The following is a 16,751-nucleotide window of genomic DNA, read 5'->3' on the forward strand; positions in this document are numbered from 1 at the left end:
TCTGGCGTTGACACTTATCCGCACGGGACCCCCGGCGTGGGTACCATGCGCAAACGTCATTCATATCGAGGGAGTGAACGGTTGTGACCAGCCGATCAGCCGCCACGCTCCGATCGCGGTACGTAGCACAAGCCGCATCGGACTTGGAGGAAAACCGCCGGCGACAGCAGGAGCTGGCGGAGAGGATCACGGTGTTGAAGCAGGAGGAGGCCCTCCTGGCGGACATCCTCACCCTCGCCGAGCGGTACGAGGGCTTCGCGGACGCGTCCCGTCTGCCCGAGCAGTTGCAGGACGAGCCCGTCGTCGCAAAGGCGAAAAAGGCCCCCGCCAAAGCCGCTTCACGGCGTCCGGCGGCGGTCAGGACCCCTGCGGCCGACAAGACGGCGAAGGCCGGCGCGAAGGGGAAGTCGCGCCGGCCTCTGCTCGGTGAGCTCCTGGCGGACCTGCTCGGCAAGTACGACGAGCCGCGCCTGGCAAAGGAGCTGCGGGACGAACTGCTGGAGAAGCACCCGGACCGCAACCCCACACCGCAGGTAGTGCGGAACACCCTCGAATCTCTGGTCGCCAAGGGCCATATCAGGCGTCACAAGCAGCAGCGTTCCGTCATGTACACCTTGGTGAAGCCCGGCTCCGACTGACACCTACGCTCGTCCCGCGGACGCCGGTCCGCAGCCGTACACCGGCATACACCGCATTGCGACACAGCCGCCACGCGGGACGGGTGGGGAATCCGAGGACGGTGTCCCAAGGATTTCTCCTCACAGAACCGCATCCGCGAACCGTCGTCTGGTGGGGAAACCCGATACCGATCTTCACGAACGCGCCTTCTCCTCACGACAGGGCCGACGGGGCCTCCTCTGTTCCCCCTACCTTCACGAACGTCCGGGGGGAAAGGTTCACCCGCGATTGTCGCCATGTCCGGCCGACCGATCTGCGGGATCGTCTGCGTTCTGGACGGAGTCCTCCATGTGCCGACGAGAGAGCCAAAAGCCGACCCCGTGTCCTCGGCGGGCTCACACCCGTTGGCGCGCCCGCTGAAGGTACCGGCCCTATCCTCGCCACACGTTGTCGAACGCGGCGTTCTCGATGTCCCTCCGCAGTCGTAGGGCCTCCAGCCGCGTCACCGCGTCGCGGACGGCGGCCAGCACCGTCGTGACCGCGTCCCCGATGAGATTCTCGCGGGCCTCCGACGGGACCTCCCCGACCCCCACAGCTGCCAGCAGGGCGGCGAGGACGGGCTCGCGTTCCTCCGCACTGCGGCGTGCCTGCGAGTCGGCCGGCACGGTCCGTCCGAACCGCAGCCTGAACCCCTGGCCCCGTGGGTGGGCGACGAGCCCGGCCCGCTCCACGCCATCGACGTAGACCGCGGCGAGGTCGCTGCCACGGCGCCACAGCCAGCCGTCGACCGTCTCGTACGGCTCCCGCCGGATGAGCGAGGCCTCCGCCTGCTCCAGCAGCGCGTCACCCGTCGCCACCCGCGTGCCGGGCACCATGCGATCGCCGTCCAGGCTCAGCGCCCCACTCTCCAGAAGATCGATCGCCTCGGCCCCCGCGAGCGCGAGAGACAGGTCGCCCTGCGCCACGGGCCGGTCGGCCGGCATGCCCAGGGCGACGAGCACCAGATCGCGTGCGGTGGTCATGAGTCCCTCCTCGTCTCCAGCAGGCGCAGCCACACCTCGCTGATGGTGGGGAAGGCGGGTACGGCGTGCCAGAGACGCTCGACCGGCACCTCCCCGGTGATGGCGACGGTGGCCGAGTACAGCAGCTCGGCGACGCCAGGTCCGACGAAGGTGGCGCCGACGACGACCTGACGGTCCCGGTCGATGAGGATCCGCGCCCGGCCCTGGTAGTCGGGGCGGTACTGGACGGCCCCCGCGAGGTGACCGATGTCGTAGTCCACGACCTCGACGGCCCGGCCGGTGCGCTCGGCCTCACGGACGGTCAGGCCCACGGAGGCGACCTCGGGGTCGGTGAAGACGACGCCAGGGACGGCCTCGACATCGGCCGTGCTGCTGTGGGGAGCCCAACGGCCGGTGTCGAGTTCCTCGCCCCGGGCCCGGCGGGCGATCACGGCACCGGCGATGCGGGCCTGGTACTTGCCCTGGTGGGTGAAGAGGGCCCGGCGGTTGACATCGCCGACCGCGTACAGCCAGTTCCCGGGGACGGCGGTGACGGTCAGGCTGCCGTCGGTGGCGAGCCAGTCCCCCGGCTTCAGTCCCACGGTGACGAGCCCGATGTCCTCCGAGCGCGGGGCCCTGCCGGTGGCGAAGAGGATCTCGTCGGCGGTGGTCTCACCGCCGTCCGACAGGATGACGCGGACCTCGCCCTCGCCGTTGCCCACCCGCTCCGCGCCGACGACGGAGATGTTGAAGCGCACGTCCGCACCGGCCTCGCGCAGGCGCTCGGTGACCAGCTCACCCGCGAAGGGCTCCATCCGCGGCAGCAGCCCGTCCTCCCGGGCGAGCAGGGTCACCCGGCTGCCCAGAGCCTGCCAGGCGGTGGCCATCTCGACGCCCACCACACCGGCGCCGACGATCACGAGGCGCTGCGGCGGCTGCTGAGCGCTGGTCGCCTCCCGGCTGGTCCAGGGCCGCAGGTTCTCGATCCCGGGCAGCGGGGGCAGGGCCGCACGGCTACCGGTGCACACGGCGACGGCATGCCGAGCCCGCAGGCGAACGGTGTCGCCGTCGCGGGTCTCCACGGACACCTCGCGCTCCCCCGTCAGGCGTCCGTGCCCGCGCAGCAGGTCGATGCCGACCGACTTGATCCACTCGACCTGGCCGTCGTCCTGCCAGTCGGCGGACATGCGATTGCGGTGTGCCAGGACGGCCTCGACGTCCAGCGGGCCCTTGACGGCAGGGTCGAAACCCGGGACGTGCAGGGCGTCGGCGCGGAGCAGGACGGGGCGCAGCAGGGCCTTGCTGGGTTCGCAGGCCCAGTAGGAGCACTCTCCGCCGGCCAGTTCGCTCTCGACGATGACGGTGCTCAGGCCCGCGGCGGTGGTGCGGTCCGCGACGTTCTCGCCGACCGGACCTGCGCCGATCACTATGACGTCGTACGTGCGGATGTTCTCGGTCGTCATGTGTCCTCCGGTGGATGGCTGTCGGTCGGATGGGTGTCGTGGTCCGTGGTGGGGTGGCGGTCCCGGCGTGACGTGGGGGAGGTCAGCCGCGCCGGGACCGGCTCTCAGCGACCGGGGGCGCGCTCGGTGACCTCTTGGAGGAACCACTCGTTGCCGTCGAGGTCCGTGAAGGCGGCGAAGGTGCCGTAACTGGCCCGCTCGGGGTGCAGGCCGGGCACCCGGTGGGAGCCGCCGGCGCGGTGGAAAGCGCCGGTCTCGTCGCGGAACGGGCCGGAGACCTCCACACCGCGGGAGGTCAGCTCCTCCTGGGCCTTGACGATGTCGGTGACGGTCAGCTGGAGGCCGTGGAGCGTGCCGGGCTCCTGCTGGGTGAGGCCCGTCCCGAAGATGATCGAGCACTCGGAGCCGGGCGGGGTCACCTGCACGATCCGGTAGCCGTCGTTGATCGGGAAGTCGGCGTCGAGGCGCCAGCCGAGCTGCTCCACGTAGAAGCCTTTGGCGCGGTCCACGTCGGAGACGGGCAGGATGACGACTTCGAGCTTCATGTCCATGGTTGTGTTCTCGCTTTCGATGGTTCGGGTATGGAGTGTCGGCCGCGATCGATACGTGTCGCCTCAGTCACCTGACGGTGTGTTCCGGCCGGGCGCCGGCCACGGGCCCTTAAGCCATCCGGCTCTTCGACGGCATTGACCGATTCGTTGCCCAAGGCACAGCACCTGACGTGGTCCAGATACGTGTGCATGGTGGGCGCTCCGCCCACAATCAGGTGTGCGCGGCACGGCGGGGCGTCGTATGTGAACACGTACATGCCGACCGTGGGGCACGACCTGTGCCAGCCGACCGGTGAGTGGTGGATCGAGACCTTCGCCCCCGAGACGCCGGCTGCGCCGGTGCACCCCAACGCCACGGGTGAGAGCGCGATGGCCACCGCCGTCGAGGTTGTTCTCTCACGTCACCACTGACGTTCCTTTCGTGACGAGGTGACCGGTCCGGCACGGTCCAGTGCCGGGCCGGTCACCTTGTCTCCGCCCGCGCCGTCCCGCCAGCCCGCCCGTCAGAGGACGCCCGAAGCCGCCGGTCCATACCCGGACAGCACGGCACTCTCCGCCCAGTTCCAGACCTGCGTGTCCGTCGGCCAGTCACGGTCCTCGGAGCTTGCCGCGCCTTGCGACAGCTGCTCGCGGGAGACACGGTCGGGTTCCGAACGGCAATGCTGGGCGGTCCATACGTGTGTGTGCGTCAGGAAAGCCATGTCCTGCCCTCGCTCTTCGGTCGGCGGTGTGGGTACGGCTGGGGGTGGCGGGTCCCGTGCAGGGGGAGCACGGGACCCGCGGTCGAGGGGAGGGACGGATCAGGCGGCGGCGCTGGCGTTGATGGTGACCGGGACGTTGTCGCGCGTGGCCTTGGAGTACGGGCAGATCTGGTGGGCGGCGTGCGCGAGCTCCTCGGCGGTGGCCTGGTCGACACCGCCGAGTACGGGGTTGAGAACCGCGGAGAGGGAGAACTCGCCGTCGTCGCCGTGGGTGAGGGTGATCTCGGTGGTGATGGCGGTGCTGGTGAGCCGGATCTTGCGAGAGGTAGCCGCGCGGCGGAGGGCGCCGAGGAAGCAGGCGGCCCAGCCAGCGGCCAGGAGCTGCTCGGGGTTGGTCGCGGTACCGGCGCCGCCCAGCTCCTTGGGGAGGGCGAGGCTGGTCTCCAGCAGACCGTCGGAGGAGCGGACGTGACCGCCGTTCCGGCCTTCTCCGTTGACGTCGACGACGGCGGTGTAGGTGACTGCCATGACTGGTGCTCCCCATCTGGATCGAAAGGTCTTCAGTCGCCTGCCGACCAGGACAGTTTCCGTGTCACCGGTTGAGGCGGTGACGCAATCATGGCAGCCAATCCTGTCACCAGTCAAGGCGGTGATTCGCAACCGGACCCCTGGGCCGAAGAGTCGACGGGCCTGCTGGTCGCGGGAGTCACTGGCAAGGCGATCGCCTCACAGACGGGCCTCGGCCGCAGGACCGTCCGGCGCCGCATCCAGACTCTGATGGAACGTCCCGGGGCCGGGACATACATGCAGCTCGCCCGGCAGACCGCCCGGCGCGGCCGGCTGTGCGACGACCACGGGTAACCGCCTTACAGCGACAGCCCGTTACGGCAGCTGGAAGCCCCATTGCTCGGCGGTCGCCGCCAGTCCGGCGGCGCCCCACCTCTCCTTCGCCTGCTCCGTCGTGGACAGGGACCGCAGCTTGGCGCCGTCGAGGTAGAGCGTCCCGTGGGGGTGGTCGACCTCGTACTGCACGAGCCGCGTCCCGAACCGGCCATGTTCTTCCACGAGGAGCTGTTCCGTCCCGTTCTCTCGTGTCAGCCTGATTCGGTCGGAACGCGTCACCACGGCCTGCCGGCCGGCCACGCTCAGGCAACCTTCGAAGCCCGGCGTCCGCTGTCGGCCCACAGCCCTGTAGGAAGCGTTGACCAACACGGTGAGCGGCACGGGTTGCTGCCCGCGCTCGATCAACAGAGCGGACAACTCCGCGGGCGTCGCCAGTACCGCGAGCCGGAGCGGAATGCCAACCTGAGGTGCGGCCAGCCCCGCAGCATCGCTGATCTGCTCCATGGTCTCTCGCATCCTGACGATCAGACGCTGCGGCATGTCGTCGTCGTTGCCGGTCGTAGGAAGCGGTCTTCTGCCGGAGTACGGTTTCGCCGGCCTGGACGATGCTCAACGGCCCCGGCGTCTCGAGGAGTTGCGCCATCTCGTCGGAGAGTTGATCGCTTCCCAAGCGACACTCATGCGTCCAGCGGATGCTGAGGACACGGAGAGCATCGTCGGCGCCATGGCGGGGGCGCAGCGCCACGGCCCGATCGCCCTCGCCCTGTGTCGGCGCCTGTGTTGGCGGAGGCGAGCGCCGTACCGACGGGCACGACGCGGGTACGGCCGGGCAGGTTCCTCTTCGTGTGCGTCTGGTCCAACCTCGGCGTGGTCGTCTACGCGGGGATCGGCGCGTGGCCGGTGTCCATGAACTCCTTCCTGCCGACGTTCCTCGGAGCGATCGCCTTTTCGGGGCAGGCGTTGGCGGGCGAAGGAGGCGGACGTCGAGGGCGAGACCGTCGAGGGCGGGGCCGCCTTCTGATCAGGGCACCAGCGTCGCCATCCGGCCTCCGTCGAGGCTCAGCGTCTGGCCGGTGACGGAGGAACTCACCGGGGACGCGGACACGAGCACGGTCTCGGCGATGTCCTGCAGCTCCGGCCAGGCGCCCAGGGCGTATTGGGCGACGCAGGTCCCTGATCGCTGTCGGTCGATGGTGCATGCCTCCGATGACGTACACCGGCGGATAGTGACGCCAATCGGGGCGGAACGAACGGCAGTCAAACGACGGTCGTCTGTCGCGGGGCACGCGACAAGACTGAGGAATGTCCTGTTACACCCATTCAAGCCAAGAACTGACAGAGGACACACATGACCAGCACATGGTTGATCACCGGCGCGTCCCGGGGGTTCGGGCGCGCCTTGGCGGATTCGGTTCTGGAGGCCGGCGACCAGCTCGTGGCGACCGCGCGTCGTCCGGAACAGCTCACGGACCTGGTCTCCCGCTACGGCGACCAGGTGCGGGCGGTGGCCCTGGACGTCACCGACACCGCCGCGGCCCGGGACGCGGTCCAGACGGCCCTCGCCGCCTTCGGGCGTCTGGACGTGGTCGTGAACAACGCCGGGTACGCCAACAGCGCCCCCATCGAGGAGATGGCGGAGGACGACTTCCGCGCCCAGTTCGAAGCAAACTTCTTCGGGGTCGTCAACGTCACCCGGGCCGCCCTTCCGGTGCTGCGCGGGCAGCGCTCGGGGACGTTCCTGCAGTTCTCCTCGCTCGGCGGACGAGTGGGCGGCACCCCGGGCATGGGTGCCTACCAGAGTGCGAAGTTCGCCGTGGAGGGCTTCTCCGAGGTGCTGGCCAACGAGGTCGCCCCCTTCGGTATCAGGGTCGTCATCGTCGAGCCGGGTGCCTTTCGGACGGACTGGCAGGGCTCGTCGATGGAGCTGCACGCCGTGGGTGCCGACTACGAGGAGACCGTCGGCGCCATGAACACGTACCGGGCGGAGAACAACGGCTCGCAGCCCGGTGACCCGGCCCGCGCGGCCAAGGTCCTCATCGACGTCGCCCACCACGCCGACCCGCCGCGTCGGCTCCTGCTCGGCGCCCAGGCCGTGACCATGGCCCTGGAGGCGGGCGAGGCGCGCGCCGCGGAGACGAGGAAGTGGGCCGAGGCCAGCGGCGCCGCGGACTTCCCGGCTTAGGCACGCGGCCGGGCGACACCCCCTTCCGCTCCCCTTTTACACACTTCCACTCCCCCTCTCGCTCGATCCGAAGGAGATCACTCCATGTCTCGCAAGACCTGGCTCATCACCGGCGCCTCCAGTGGACTGGGCAAGGCCCTCGCCGAACACGTCCTGGCCCACGGCGATCAGGTGGTGGCGACGGCCAGCTCGACGCAGGCCACCACCGAACTGGCCGCGCGCTACCCGGAGACCGCGCTGGCGGTCAAGCTCGACGTCACCGAGCCCGCGGACCGCGAGGCCGCGGTGCGTGCCGCCGTGGAACGCTTCGGCCGCATCGACTTCCTCGTCAACAACGCCGCCATCGACTTCGTCGGCGCCCTGGAGGAGCAGGAGGAGAGCGACTACCGCAGGCTGTTCGAGGTCAACTTCTTCGGAGCGGTCGCCCTCACCCGCGCGGTGCTGCCCGGGATGCGCGGCCAGCGCAGCGGCGCCATCGTCAACGTCTCCTCCATGGACGGCCTGGCCAGCCTGCCCGCCAACGGCTACTACTCCGCCAGCAAGTTCGCGCTGGAGGGCTTCACCGAGGCCCTGTGGCAGGAGATCGAGCCCATCGGCCTGCACGCGATGATCATCCAGCCGGGTTCCTTCCGCACCGGCATCGAGAACCGGACCCGGGCGTCCGGCGAGGCCATCGAGGACTACGCCGCCACGGCCGGCGCCTTTCGCACCATGATGAGCAACCTCACGCCGGAGATGTTCCCTGGTGACCCGGAGCGGGCCGCCGAGGCGATCTACCAGGCCGTCACTGGCCCGAAGTTGCCCCACTGGGTCGTCCTGGGCAGCGACGCCCAGCGGCGCATCGGCGTCAAGCTGGACCAGCTGAGGGCCGACTTCGTGGCCGGTGAGGAGTTGGCGTTCAGCACGGACTTCCCGGGGGCCGCCGACAACGCGGTGCTCTGAGCGGAGTGCACAGACACAGGAAACCGCCGACGGCGGCAGGTGGTCGGGCCATCTGCCGCCGTCGGCGGTTCGTCGCGTGTCGTACTGCTGTGTTCCATACCGTACGGCGGGGTCAGACGGTGATGGTCTTGTACTCGGTGTAGGTGCCGAGGCCGACCGCGCCGTACTCGCGGCCGATGCCGCTGGCCTTGAAGCCGCCGAACGGACCGTCGAAGGCGAGGGAGGCGCCGTTGACCGTGATGGTGCCGGTGCGCACACGGCGGGCGACCGTCAGGGCGTGTCCCTCGTCGGAGGACCAGACGCCGCCGGAGAGGCCGTACTCGGAGTCGTTGGCGATGCGGACGGCGTCGTCCTCGTCGTCGTAGGCGATGACGACCAGGACCGGGCCGAAGATCTCCTCCTGCGCGATCCGCATGGAGTTGTCGACGTCGGCGAACACGGTGGGCGTGACGTAGTTGCCCTTCTCCAGACCCTCCGGGATCTGCGGGCCACCGGTGACCAGGCGGGCGCCCTCCTCGATGCCGAGCTGGATGTAGTTGCGTACCCGCTCCTGCTGATCGGGGCGGATCATCGGGCCGATGAAGGTGCCGGGGTCGCCCGGGTCACCGACCTTCAGCGACTCCACCAGTTCCTTCAGCGCGGCCACGACCTCTTCGTACCGGCTGCGCGGGGCCAGGATCCGGGTCTGGGCGATGCACGACTCGCCGTTGTTGAGCAGGGAGCCGAACTTCACTCCCGCGACGGCCTTCTCGATGTCGGCGTCGGGGAGGATGATCGCGGCGGACTTGCCGCCCAGCTCCAGGCTGACCCGCTTGAGCTGCTCGCCGGCGATCGCGGCGATGCGGCGACCAGCCCTCGTCGAGCCGGTGAAGGCGATCTTGTCGACCTCCTTGTGCGACACCAGGTACTCACTGGTCTCCCGGTCCGCGGGCAGGACGCTGATCACACCCTCGGGCAGGCCCAACTGCTCCAGCAGCTCGGCCAGGAAACCCATGCTGAGGGAGTTCTCCGGGGACACCTTGAGGACCACGGAGTTACCGGCGAGCAGGGCGGGGATGATCTTTGCGGTGGCCGAGGAGAAGGGCGAGTTCCATGGAATCACCGCGGCCACGACACCGACCGCCTCGCGGCGCACCACGCTGCGCACCAGGGACGCGGGGTCGGAGGGCACGAGCGTCTCCTCCCAGCCGAACTCCTCCGCCGCCTTCAGGTAGGCGTTCGCCTGCCGGGTCAGCCCGGGCTGTCCGGCACGGGTGAACCATCCGGCCGAACCGTTCTCCAGCGAGATCAGGTGCGCGACCTTCTCCGCGTTCTCCTCGCGCAGTGCGTTGAACCGCCGCAGAACCGCGATCCGCTCCGCCGGCGGGGTCAGACGCCACTCGCCCGCTTCGAAGGACGCCCGTGCCACGGCAACCGCTCCGTCGATGTCCGCCGGCTGCGCCTGCGCGGCGCGACCGACCACCGACTGGTCGTGCGGCGAGGCGATGTCGAGCAGCTCCGGGTTGCTCGGCTCGAGCCAGGAACCCCCGATGAAAAGCCGGTCGTAGGTGATCATGTGTTTTCTCTCTTCCGGTGCTTTCGCGGTTTTCGCGGATTTCGGTTCAGTTCGTTCGGGCGTCTCACCCAACTGCCACTTTACTGTAGCACTTCTCTTCACTAGGTTCACACGAGAGGGGCTACAGCACTACGTTCCTCCACACAAGAGGTACTTTTAATGAATGAGAGCTGACGCAGCGCGCAACCTGGAAGCCGTCCTGACCACCGGAGCACGCATGCTCGCCGCCGACCCCGGCACGAGCATCGTGAGCATCGCCGCCGAGGCAGGAGTGGACCGACGCACCGTCTACCGCCGCTTCGCCTCCCGCGAAGAACTCCTCGCGGCCATCTACGAATCCCGCCTCACGGCCATCGAGCACGCCATCCAGGACGCACGACTGCAAGAAGCACCCGTCGCCGTCGCCCTGCACCGCTACGTCGAGAACATCATCACCGTCAACCGCACCTGGCCCGTCGACCTCACCCGCATGCTCACCGACGACGCCATCCGCCGGCGCCGGGACGTCTCTGTCGCCGAGGTCGAGGCTTTCCTGCGGCGGGCCTCCGGCGGGGGCCTGCTGCGTCGGGACCAGCCGCAGGGATGGACGGGGCCACTGTTGCCCGAGCTGGTGAACCTGGCATCGCACCGGCAGGCACACCTGAGCCCCGGGAAGGCTGCCGACATGGTGGTCGACACGTATCTGCACGGCATCGGCACCCCGCGCCCCCGGCCCCAAGGCCGGGCGACCGCCTGACGTGCGGGGCCGACGCGCGCCTTGCGGCTTGGTCCGCCGCGAGAGCGGGGCTCCGCACACAGAGGGTCAAAGACGCACACACGTGGCTGGTCGGTGGTGAAGGAAGTGGAGCATCCACCTCCGACACACCCAGGGCCGGAAGGTGGCACGGCCGTCGCTGACCCTCGCAGCGAAGACGTCAGGACTCCAACGACACACAGGGTGCATCGCATACCTGGTGTCGCTGTCCGCCTCTCACCGTCATATGACTGATGTGTCCGGTCCCGTTGCAGGCAAGAGTATGTGCCGCCGGTCCCTTCCTGGAAAGGAACACCAATCGCCGCCCGTCCTCATCGGAATCCATCATGCGTCACCTGTTTGACAGGTGACGCGCGCTGTGCGAGTGTCGTCGCGCCAAGAGCCGGAGCGACCTCGTACCGCCGATGCGAGCGGGAGGTTTTCCGGGCTCGGGCAGGTCACCTGAAACGAACGACGGAGGGTTTCACATGATCAACAGGCGTACTTTCAGCAAGGCCGTCGGTCTGGGCACCGGCGCGGCCGCGGTCTCGCTGTCCGGCCTGCAGACCAACGCGTCGGCCTCGACCGCCGCGCACCAGCCGGGCGGCGCTTCTGTTCCCACCGTGCCCACCGTCACCCCGGGCACTCACACCGAGTTTCAGACGATCAAGCAGGTCAAGGCGGGCCTCCTGAACATCGGTTACGCCGAGCTCGGCCCCGCCCACGGCCCGGTTGTCATTTGCCTGCACGGATGGCCGTACGACATCCACAGCTACGTCGACGTCGCCCCGCTCCTCGCCGACCTGGGCTACCGCGTCATCGTGCCCTACCTGCGCGGCCACGGCAGCACCCGTTTCCTGTCCCGCCACACCCCCCGTACCGCCGAGCAGTCCGCCATCGCGCTGGACATCATCGCTCTGATGGACGCCCTCAAGATCCATAAGGCCGTCCTCGCGGGCTTCGACTGGGGCTCGCGCACCGCCGACATCATCTCCGCCCTGTGGCCCGAGCGCATCAAGGCCCTTGTCTCCACCAGCGGTTACCTCATCACCAAGGTCAAGGCGCAGCTCGAGCCGGCTCTCCCGGCCGTCGAGCACAACTGGTGGTACCAGTGGTACTTCGCCACCGAGCGCGGCAAGAAGGCCATGGAGAACGAAAAGGAGCGCATCGCGCTGTGCCGCTACGTGTGGACCCTCGTCTCCCCCAACTGGAACTTCGACGACGCCACCTACGAGCGGACGGCCGAGGCCTTCAAGAACCCCGACTACGCCGCCATCGTGCTCTACAACTACCGCTGGCGCATCGGCCTCATCGAGGGTGAACACCGCTACGACCGCTATGAGAAGCTGCTCGCGGCCCAGCCCTCCATCGGCGTGCCCACGGTCACCCTCGACGCGGCCCTCGACCCCTTCACCCCGGCCGGCGACGGCTCCACCTACCGCGGCCACTTCACCGGCCCGTACGAGCACCGCACCATCGCGGACATCGGCCACAACCTGCCGCAGGAGGCGCCCACCGCCTTCGCGCAGGCCGTGGTCGACGCCGACCACCTCTGAGCGACGCCGACCATCTCCAAGACCGGAGGAGTCCCGGATGATCGAAGTCGAGTGGAACCGTCTGACCGCCGCCGAGCTGCGTGCCCTCGCGGCGCGGGACGCGGTGGTACTGCTGCCCGTGGGGGCCACCGAGCAGCACGGCCCTCATCTGCCCACCGGTGTGGACGACTTCCTGGCCGCGGAGGTGTGCCGCCGGGCGGCGGTGCTGGCCGCCGAGCACTTCGGCGTGGTGGTGACGCCTTCCGTGCCGACGGGCCTGTCGGAGCACCACATGGCCTTCGGCGGCACCCTGACACTCAGCCTGCCCACGTTGCACGCCCTGCTGCGTGACATCTGCCGCTCCGTGATCCGGGTGGGTTTCTCACGCATCCTGATCGTCAACGGGCACGGCGGGAACATGACCGCCCTCAACGCCCTCACGACCGAGTTGACCGCGGAGCTGTCGACACCGATCGCGTTCGCCAGCTACTTCGGTATCGGACGGGAGGTGGTACGGGAGACCCTGGAGACCCAGGACGGCCTCATGCACGCGTGTGAGGGCGAGACGTCCATGATGATGGCCGCCTTCCCCGAGCTGATCCGTATCGAGCACCTGGGCGAGGCGCACGGACCGCGGATCACACTGCCCGCGGAGTCCACCCAGCCGGTGTACATGGCCGTGTCCTTCGACCGGATCACCGAGTCCGGCGTCGCGGGCGACGCCCAGGAGGCGAGCCCGGAGAAGGGTGAGCGGATGCTCTCCGGCTGCGCGTCGGCGCTGGCGGACATCATCATGCGGGACCCGTGGGCGAAGTAGGGCGACAGTCCCGGCCGACGGGGTGAGAGCGGTGAACGGCGGCCGGGCGGCCCGCAGCGGCACAAGTGTGCATCCGGGCCCCCACGCGCGGCCGGGAGGCGACATCGCCTTCCCGGCCGCGCCGGTGTTCAGGACTCGCTGCGCCTGGGCAGGCGCCAGTTCGGGCGCGGGAAATGGCAGGTGTAGCCCTCCGGGTAGCGCTGGAGGTAGTCCTGGTGCTCCGGCTCGGCCTCCCAGAACGGGCCGGCCGGCACCACCTCGGTCACCACCGGTCCCGGCCACAGCCCGGACGCCTCGACGTCCGCGATGGTGTCCTGCGCTGTACGGCGCTGCTCGTCGTCGAGGTAGAAGATGGCGGAGCGGTAGCTGAGACCGATGTCGTTGCCCTGCCGGTTCCTCGTGGTCGGGTCGTGGATCTGGAAGAAGTACTCCAGGATCGTGCGGTAGTCGGTGACCGCGGGATCGAAGGTGATCTCGATCGACTCCGCGTGTTTTCCGTGGTCGCGATAGGTGGCATCGGGCTTGTCGTCGTCGCCGCTGTAGCCCACCCGGGTGCGCACCACACCGGGCAGCGCCCTGATCAGGTCCTCCATGCCCCAGAAGCAGCCACCCGCCAGCAGCGCCTTCTCCTCGGTGTCGCTCATGGCACCTCACCTTCCTGTTCGTGTCTGCGTGCGCAAGCTCCAGGCTCGCACGTCGGCCGGAAACCCCGCATCATCCGTCACCACCTTGACAGGTGACGTATCGCATGACAAATTCATCACCAGTCAGGGCGGTGACGAAAGCCGGCAGGGTCGGCCCGCCCCATGTACCGAGAAAATGCCTGAGAGGGGTTTGTCGTGGTGAGTATCAAGGGTGGTCGTAAGCGGTTGGTGACGGGTGTCCTCTCTACGGTCACGGCGGGTGTCGCATTCGGAGCGTTCGCCCTCAGCGGCACCGCCGACGGCGCGACCAAGACCGCCGAGGTCACCGGGTCCGCCAGACACCCCAAGCCGACCATCGTCCTGGAGCACGGCGCCTTCGCAGACGGCTCGAGCTGGAACGGTGTCATCGCCGAACTGCGCGCCGACGGCTACCCGGTCGTCGCCGCCGCCAACCCGCTGCGCGGCCCGGCCTCCGACGCCGCCGCCCTGCGCACGGTCCTCGACCACGTCAAGGGCCCCAAGATCCTCGTCGGCCACTCCTACGGCGGCAACGTCATCAGCGAGGCCGCCACCAACGACCCCGAGGTCAAGGCCCTGGTCTACGTCGCCGCCTTCTTGCCCGCCCCCGGCGAGACCGCTCTGGAGCTCACCAACAAGTACCCGGGCTCCACCCTCCCCGACGCCCTCGACCCGGTCACCTACCAGCAGGCCGACGGCTCCACCGCCACCGACCTGTACATCCAGCAGGACAAGTTCCGCCACCAGTTCGCCGCCGACGTCCCCGCCACGCAGGCCGCCCTCATGGCCGCCGAACAGCGTCCCATCGCCCAGGCCGCCCTGGAGGAGAAGGCCACCACCGCGGCCTGGAAGACCAAGCCCAGCTGGGACATCGTCACCACCCGCGACCTCAACATCCCCGCCGCCGTCCAGCGCTTCATGGCCGAGCGCGCCCACGCGCACACCACCGAGGTCGCCGCCTCCCACTCCGTCGCCGTCTCCCACCCCCACCTGGTGGCCGACGTGATCGAGCAGGCCGCCCACGCCACCGTCCGCTGACTCCCCCTTCGAAGGACGGCGGGGCTCAATGTCCCGCCGTCCTCGGGCGACACCACACACCTCACCGGCACCCCACAGGTGTGCCGTTCAGCACCCCCACAGGTGTGCCGTTCGCACCGAGAGCGACGTGTTCGGCGAGCAGGCCGTCCTCTGCGGCGGTACGGCCGCCCTCGTCAAGGCCGGCTTCGAGACGCTGACCCAGGCCGGCTACCAGCCGGAGATCGCGTACTTCGAGTGCCTGTACGAGCTGAAGCTAACGCTGCTGCTCGACCGGTGTCACGCCAGATCCTCTTCTCCGTGTCGGACGTCCCAGGCGTTCGTGTGTGTCCCCACCAGGGCGTGCCGGCGTTGCTTCGCGTGCCGGCTCCCCTGGCCGCGGCGACCGGGGGGTACCCGGGCGGGCGTCCGGCCGCCTGGTCCTGGGTCCGTCCGGTAGTCGCTCACGCGTCTGCCGGGTGAACGTCCCGTCACCGGGAGCGGTTCGTACCGAACGGCGCGGTGGCGGGGCACTCGTGTCCCCGGCGGGGTCAGGCGGGCAGGATGTTGTGGTTGAAGCGGAAGACGTTGGCGGGGTCGTACTGCCTCTTCACAGCGGCGAGCCGGTCGTAGCGCTCCGCCCCGTACACCGCGCGCACTCCCTCGGTGTCGGTCGCCTCGTCCGGCGAGAGGAAGTTGACCATGTTCCGCCCCGCCGCCCAGAGCGCCAGCCCGTCCACGACCCGCGCCAGATCGCCCCGGAGCTTCTCCGCCTGGTCCGGAGCGCCCACGGCGAACCCGAAGACGACGTACGGAAGGCCACGGCTGGGCACCGAGTTGGGGAACTCCGGTTCGCGGTCGAAGGCGCCGCCGAGCGCGCGGATCTCGACGTTCACCAGGGTGCATCCCGACTCCGGGCCGGTCAGCTCCACGAGCGCCTGCGCCGTCTTCTCGGAGAACTCCTCCAGGCAGACCCTGCGGTCGAAGTACGGCATCGGGTCCACCGGATCCATGTGGATCTCGCCGATCGAGGTGAAGGGCTTCTCCCCCACCAGGTCGATCAGCACCGGAGCGGCCGCCCGCAGCGGAGCGATCAGTTCGGCCCCGTCGGCTGCCGGTCCCAGGTAACCGATCCGCAGATGGATCACGAAGGCGCCGCGCAGCGGCTCGGGCAGCGCCGGGTGTCCGGCAGGCGCTGAATGTCCATGGACGAGGTCATGTCTTCCCTCACCGTCGGCAGCCAGGCACGCCAGGCTTCCAGTACCTGGGCCAGGTACTCACCCGCGAAGTAGAGGCCTCCGCCATAGAAGCGCTCGACCGGGAACACCTCGAACTCGATCTCGGTCACCACACCGAAGTTGCCCTTGCCGCCCAGCAATGCCCAGAACAGGTCCCGTTCGCTCTGCGGCGTCACACGGCGCAGTTCTCCGTCCGCCGTGACCACGCTCAGCCACCGCACATGGTCGGCGGCATAGCCGAGCGTGCGTCCCAGCAGCGGGCTCTGACCCCCTCCCAGCGTGTTCCCCACAACGCCGACGTTCGGCGCCGAGCCCACGATCGGGGCCAGGCCGAACTCCGCCGTGCGAGGCAGCACATCACTCCAGCGCACACCCGCCTCGACCCGCACGGTGCGCTCCTGCGCGTCGACGGAGATGCGCCCCATCCGCTGCGCCGTGATCAGCAGCCCGCCCTGGGCCGAAGAGACCATCTGATGGGCCGCGGACTTCACCGCGACCGGCAGCCCATGGCGCACGGCGAACCGGACCGCCGCACGGACATCGAGCTCACTGCTCGCCCCGACCACGACGGCCGGCCGAAGGCCACAGGTCAGGTTGTACGTGGCGCACTCCGCCTCGCACCCCTCCGATCCCGGCTCCAGAACCGGTCCCCCCACGGTATTCCGCAGAGCCATCGCGTCCTCCAGCCGCAGGTTCACACCCGCCATACCAAACATGTCCGCACTCATCCTGATCACAACCTCACTCACACACGGCCAACGAGCGCCGAGCCCTGACGCCACTGAGACGAGCCGCACACCCTCCGCCGTTCACATCAAAGCGGTACACGAACGAAATACGTGTGCTGCCTGTATGTCCGGCCCCGTCGGGAAGGTGGTGCACACCCTGAGCGCTGC

17 protein-coding genes and 2 pseudogenes are annotated in these 16,751 nt (G+C 69.2%); 10 read left to right on the forward strand and 9 right to left on the reverse strand.

The features are described from left to right. Positions 1 to 83 precede the first annotated feature (83 nt). The gene (locus tag ACIBK0_RS15205) at positions 84 to 638 is read left to right on the forward strand and encodes a hypothetical protein (protein ID WP_399079642.1); all 555 of its coding nucleotides are present in this window, start codon (positions 84 to 86) and stop codon (positions 636 to 638) included. Positions 639 to 1,049: 411 nt separating this feature from the next. On the opposite strand, the gene ACIBK0_RS15210 is transcribed toward ACIBK0_RS15205, so the two are convergent. From ACIBK0_RS15210 to ACIBK0_RS15220, 3 genes are all read right to left on the reverse strand, one after another. Further along, on the reverse strand, positions 1,050 to 1,640 hold the full coding sequence (locus ACIBK0_RS15210) for a GPP34 family phosphoprotein (protein ID WP_399079644.1): 591 nt from the start codon (positions 1,638 to 1,640) through the stop codon (positions 1,050 to 1,052). Continuing rightward, positions 1,637 to 3,082, reverse strand: coding sequence for a dihydrolipoyl dehydrogenase family protein (locus ACIBK0_RS15215; protein WP_399079647.1), 1,446 nt, complete (start codon positions 3,080 to 3,082; stop codon positions 1,637 to 1,639). Before ACIBK0_RS15215 ends, ACIBK0_RS15210 begins: the two co-directional genes overlap by 4 nt. A gap of 104 nt (positions 3,083 to 3,186) precedes the next feature. Then, a complete protein-coding gene (locus tag ACIBK0_RS15220) occupies positions 3,187 to 3,633 on the reverse strand; it encodes a VOC family protein (protein ID WP_399079649.1) in 447 nt (148 codons plus the stop codon). Between the two features lie 219 nt (positions 3,634 to 3,852). On the opposite strand from ACIBK0_RS15220, the pseudogene ACIBK0_RS15225 reads away from it, so the two are divergent. Next, a pseudogene (locus ACIBK0_RS15225) lies at positions 3,853 to 4,044 on the forward strand (SGNH/GDSL hydrolase family protein); the annotation flags it as partial. A gap of 389 nt (positions 4,045 to 4,433) precedes the next feature. Here ACIBK0_RS15225 and ACIBK0_RS15230 read toward each other — a convergent pair. Then, positions 4,434 to 4,862, reverse strand: coding sequence for an organic hydroperoxide resistance protein (locus tag ACIBK0_RS15230; protein WP_399079651.1), 429 nt, complete (start codon positions 4,860 to 4,862; stop codon positions 4,434 to 4,436). 90 nt (positions 4,863 to 4,952) lie between these two features. Between ACIBK0_RS15230 and ACIBK0_RS15235 the strand changes: the two genes are divergently transcribed. Then, on the forward strand, positions 4,953 to 5,195 hold the full coding sequence (locus ACIBK0_RS15235) for a helix-turn-helix transcriptional regulator (RefSeq protein ID WP_399079653.1): 243 nt from the start codon (positions 4,953 to 4,955) through the stop codon (positions 5,193 to 5,195). A gap of 21 nt (positions 5,196 to 5,216) precedes the next feature. Here ACIBK0_RS15235 and ACIBK0_RS15240 read toward each other — a convergent pair whose 3' ends face one another. Beyond that, positions 5,217 to 5,717 (reverse strand): peptide deformylase, encoded by a 501-nt coding sequence (locus ACIBK0_RS15240; RefSeq protein WP_399079655.1) that lies wholly within the window; start codon positions 5,715 to 5,717, stop codon positions 5,217 to 5,219. 808 nt (positions 5,718 to 6,525) lie between these two features. Here ACIBK0_RS15240 and ACIBK0_RS15245 point away from each other — a divergent pair. Both ACIBK0_RS15245 and ACIBK0_RS15250 read left to right on the forward strand, forming a co-directional pair. Beyond that, positions 6,526 to 7,359: an oxidoreductase gene (locus ACIBK0_RS15245; protein ID WP_399079657.1), complete on the forward strand. Its 834-nt coding sequence runs from the start codon at positions 6,526 to 6,528 to the stop codon at positions 7,357 to 7,359. A gap of 84 nt (positions 7,360 to 7,443) precedes the next feature. Further along, entirely contained in the window at positions 7,444 to 8,301 is an 858-nt protein-coding gene (locus tag ACIBK0_RS15250) for an SDR family NAD(P)-dependent oxidoreductase (protein WP_399079659.1), read from the forward strand. A 112-nt stretch (positions 8,302 to 8,413) separates the two neighbouring features. Here ACIBK0_RS15250 and ACIBK0_RS15255 read toward each other — a convergent pair whose 3' ends face one another. Next, a complete protein-coding gene (locus tag ACIBK0_RS15255) occupies positions 8,414 to 9,856 on the reverse strand; it encodes an aldehyde dehydrogenase (protein WP_399079662.1) in 1,443 nt (480 codons plus the stop codon). A gap of 217 nt (positions 9,857 to 10,073) precedes the next feature. Between ACIBK0_RS15255 and ACIBK0_RS15260 the strand changes: the two genes are divergently transcribed. The 3 genes from ACIBK0_RS15260 (at position 10,074) to ACIBK0_RS15270 (ending at position 12,941) form a co-directional block, all read left to right on the forward strand. Then, positions 10,074 to 10,592 (forward strand): TetR/AcrR family transcriptional regulator, encoded by a 519-nt coding sequence (locus ACIBK0_RS15260; protein ID WP_399079865.1) that lies wholly within the window; start codon positions 10,074 to 10,076, stop codon positions 10,590 to 10,592. Positions 10,593 to 11,077: 485 nt separating this feature from the next. Further along, entirely contained in the window at positions 11,078 to 12,145 is a 1,068-nt protein-coding gene (locus ACIBK0_RS15265; RefSeq protein WP_399079664.1) for an alpha/beta fold hydrolase, read from the forward strand. 37 nt (positions 12,146 to 12,182) lie between these two features. Next, positions 12,183 to 12,941, forward strand: a complete 759-nt coding sequence (locus tag ACIBK0_RS15270; RefSeq protein WP_399079666.1) for a creatininase family protein — start codon at positions 12,183 to 12,185, stop codon at positions 12,939 to 12,941. A 128-nt stretch (positions 12,942 to 13,069) separates the two neighbouring features. Here the strand turns inward: ACIBK0_RS15270 and msrA are convergent, their stop codons facing one another. Then, positions 13,070 to 13,585 (reverse strand): peptide-methionine (S)-S-oxide reductase MsrA, encoded by a 516-nt coding sequence (gene msrA, locus ACIBK0_RS15275; RefSeq protein WP_399079668.1) that lies wholly within the window; start codon positions 13,583 to 13,585, stop codon positions 13,070 to 13,072. A gap of 195 nt (positions 13,586 to 13,780) precedes the next feature. Here msrA and ACIBK0_RS15280 point away from each other — a divergent pair, with 195 nt between their 5' ends. Next, positions 13,781 to 14,641, forward strand: a complete 861-nt coding sequence (locus tag ACIBK0_RS15280) for an alpha/beta fold hydrolase (RefSeq protein ID WP_399079670.1) — start codon at positions 13,781 to 13,783, stop codon at positions 14,639 to 14,641. 115 nt (positions 14,642 to 14,756) lie between these two features. Then, positions 14,757 to 14,897: pseudogene (locus tag ACIBK0_RS15285) on the forward strand (ketol-acid reductoisomerase); the annotation flags it as partial. A gap of 271 nt (positions 14,898 to 15,168) precedes the next feature. On the opposite strand, the gene ACIBK0_RS15290 reads toward ACIBK0_RS15285, so the two are convergent. Both ACIBK0_RS15290 and ACIBK0_RS15295 read right to left on the reverse strand, forming a co-directional pair. Beyond that, positions 15,169 to 15,765: a BBE domain-containing protein gene (locus ACIBK0_RS15290; protein WP_399079672.1), complete on the reverse strand. Its 597-nt coding sequence runs from the start codon at positions 15,763 to 15,765 to the stop codon at positions 15,169 to 15,171. Continuing rightward, on the reverse strand, positions 15,762 to 16,571 hold the full coding sequence (locus ACIBK0_RS15295) for an FAD-binding oxidoreductase (RefSeq protein ID WP_399079674.1): 810 nt from the start codon (positions 16,569 to 16,571) through the stop codon (positions 15,762 to 15,764). The genes ACIBK0_RS15290 and ACIBK0_RS15295 overlap by 4 nt, the downstream gene beginning before the upstream one ends. Positions 16,572 to 16,751: the final 180 nt, after the last annotated feature.

The organism is Streptomyces sp. NPDC050564 (assembly GCF_044457265.1).
GTDB lineage: Bacteria > Actinomycetota > Actinomycetes > Streptomycetales > Streptomycetaceae > Streptomyces.

Excerpts from the sequence above, each read along its gene's own strand:
- ACIBK0_RS15250 (WP_399079659.1), top strand. The coding sequence starts at position 7,444 with ATGTCTCGCAAGACCTGGCTCATCACCGGCGCCTCCAGTGGACTGGGC.
- ACIBK0_RS15260 (WP_399079865.1), top strand. The coding sequence starts at position 10,074 with ATGCTCGCCGCCGACCCCGGCACGAGCATCGTGAGCATCGCCGCCGAG.
- ACIBK0_RS15245 (WP_399079657.1), top strand. The coding sequence starts at position 6,526 with ATGACCAGCACATGGTTGATCACCGGCGCGTCCCGGGGGTTCGGGCGC.
- ACIBK0_RS15255 (WP_399079662.1), bottom strand. The coding sequence starts at position 9,856 with ATGATCACCTACGACCGGCTTTTCATCGGGGGTTCCTGGCTCGAGCCG.
- ACIBK0_RS15270 (WP_399079666.1), top strand. The coding sequence starts at position 12,183 with ATGATCGAAGTCGAGTGGAACCGTCTGACCGCCGCCGAGCTGCGTGCC.
- ACIBK0_RS15295 (WP_399079674.1), bottom strand. The coding sequence starts at position 16,571 with ATGTTTGGTATGGCGGGTGTGAACCTGCGGCTGGAGGACGCGATGGCT.
- ACIBK0_RS15215 (WP_399079647.1), bottom strand. The coding sequence starts at position 3,082 with ATGACGACCGAGAACATCCGCACGTACGACGTCATAGTGATCGGCGCA.
- ACIBK0_RS15220 (WP_399079649.1), bottom strand. The coding sequence starts at position 3,633 with ATGGACATGAAGCTCGAAGTCGTCATCCTGCCCGTCTCCGACGTGGAC.
- ACIBK0_RS15240 (WP_399079655.1), bottom strand. The coding sequence starts at position 5,717 with ATGCCGCAGCGTCTGATCGTCAGGATGCGAGAGACCATGGAGCAGATC.
- ACIBK0_RS15230 (WP_399079651.1), bottom strand. The coding sequence starts at position 4,862 with ATGGCAGTCACCTACACCGCCGTCGTCGACGTCAACGGAGAAGGCCGG.
- ACIBK0_RS15210 (WP_399079644.1), bottom strand. The coding sequence starts at position 1,640 with ATGACCACCGCACGCGATCTGGTGCTCGTCGCCCTGGGCATGCCGGCC.
- ACIBK0_RS15235 (WP_399079653.1), top strand. The coding sequence starts at position 4,953 with ATGGCAGCCAATCCTGTCACCAGTCAAGGCGGTGATTCGCAACCGGAC.
- msrA (WP_399079668.1), bottom strand. The coding sequence starts at position 13,585 with ATGAGCGACACCGAGGAGAAGGCGCTGCTGGCGGGTGGCTGCTTCTGG.
- ACIBK0_RS15265 (WP_399079664.1), top strand. The coding sequence starts at position 11,078 with ATGATCAACAGGCGTACTTTCAGCAAGGCCGTCGGTCTGGGCACCGGC.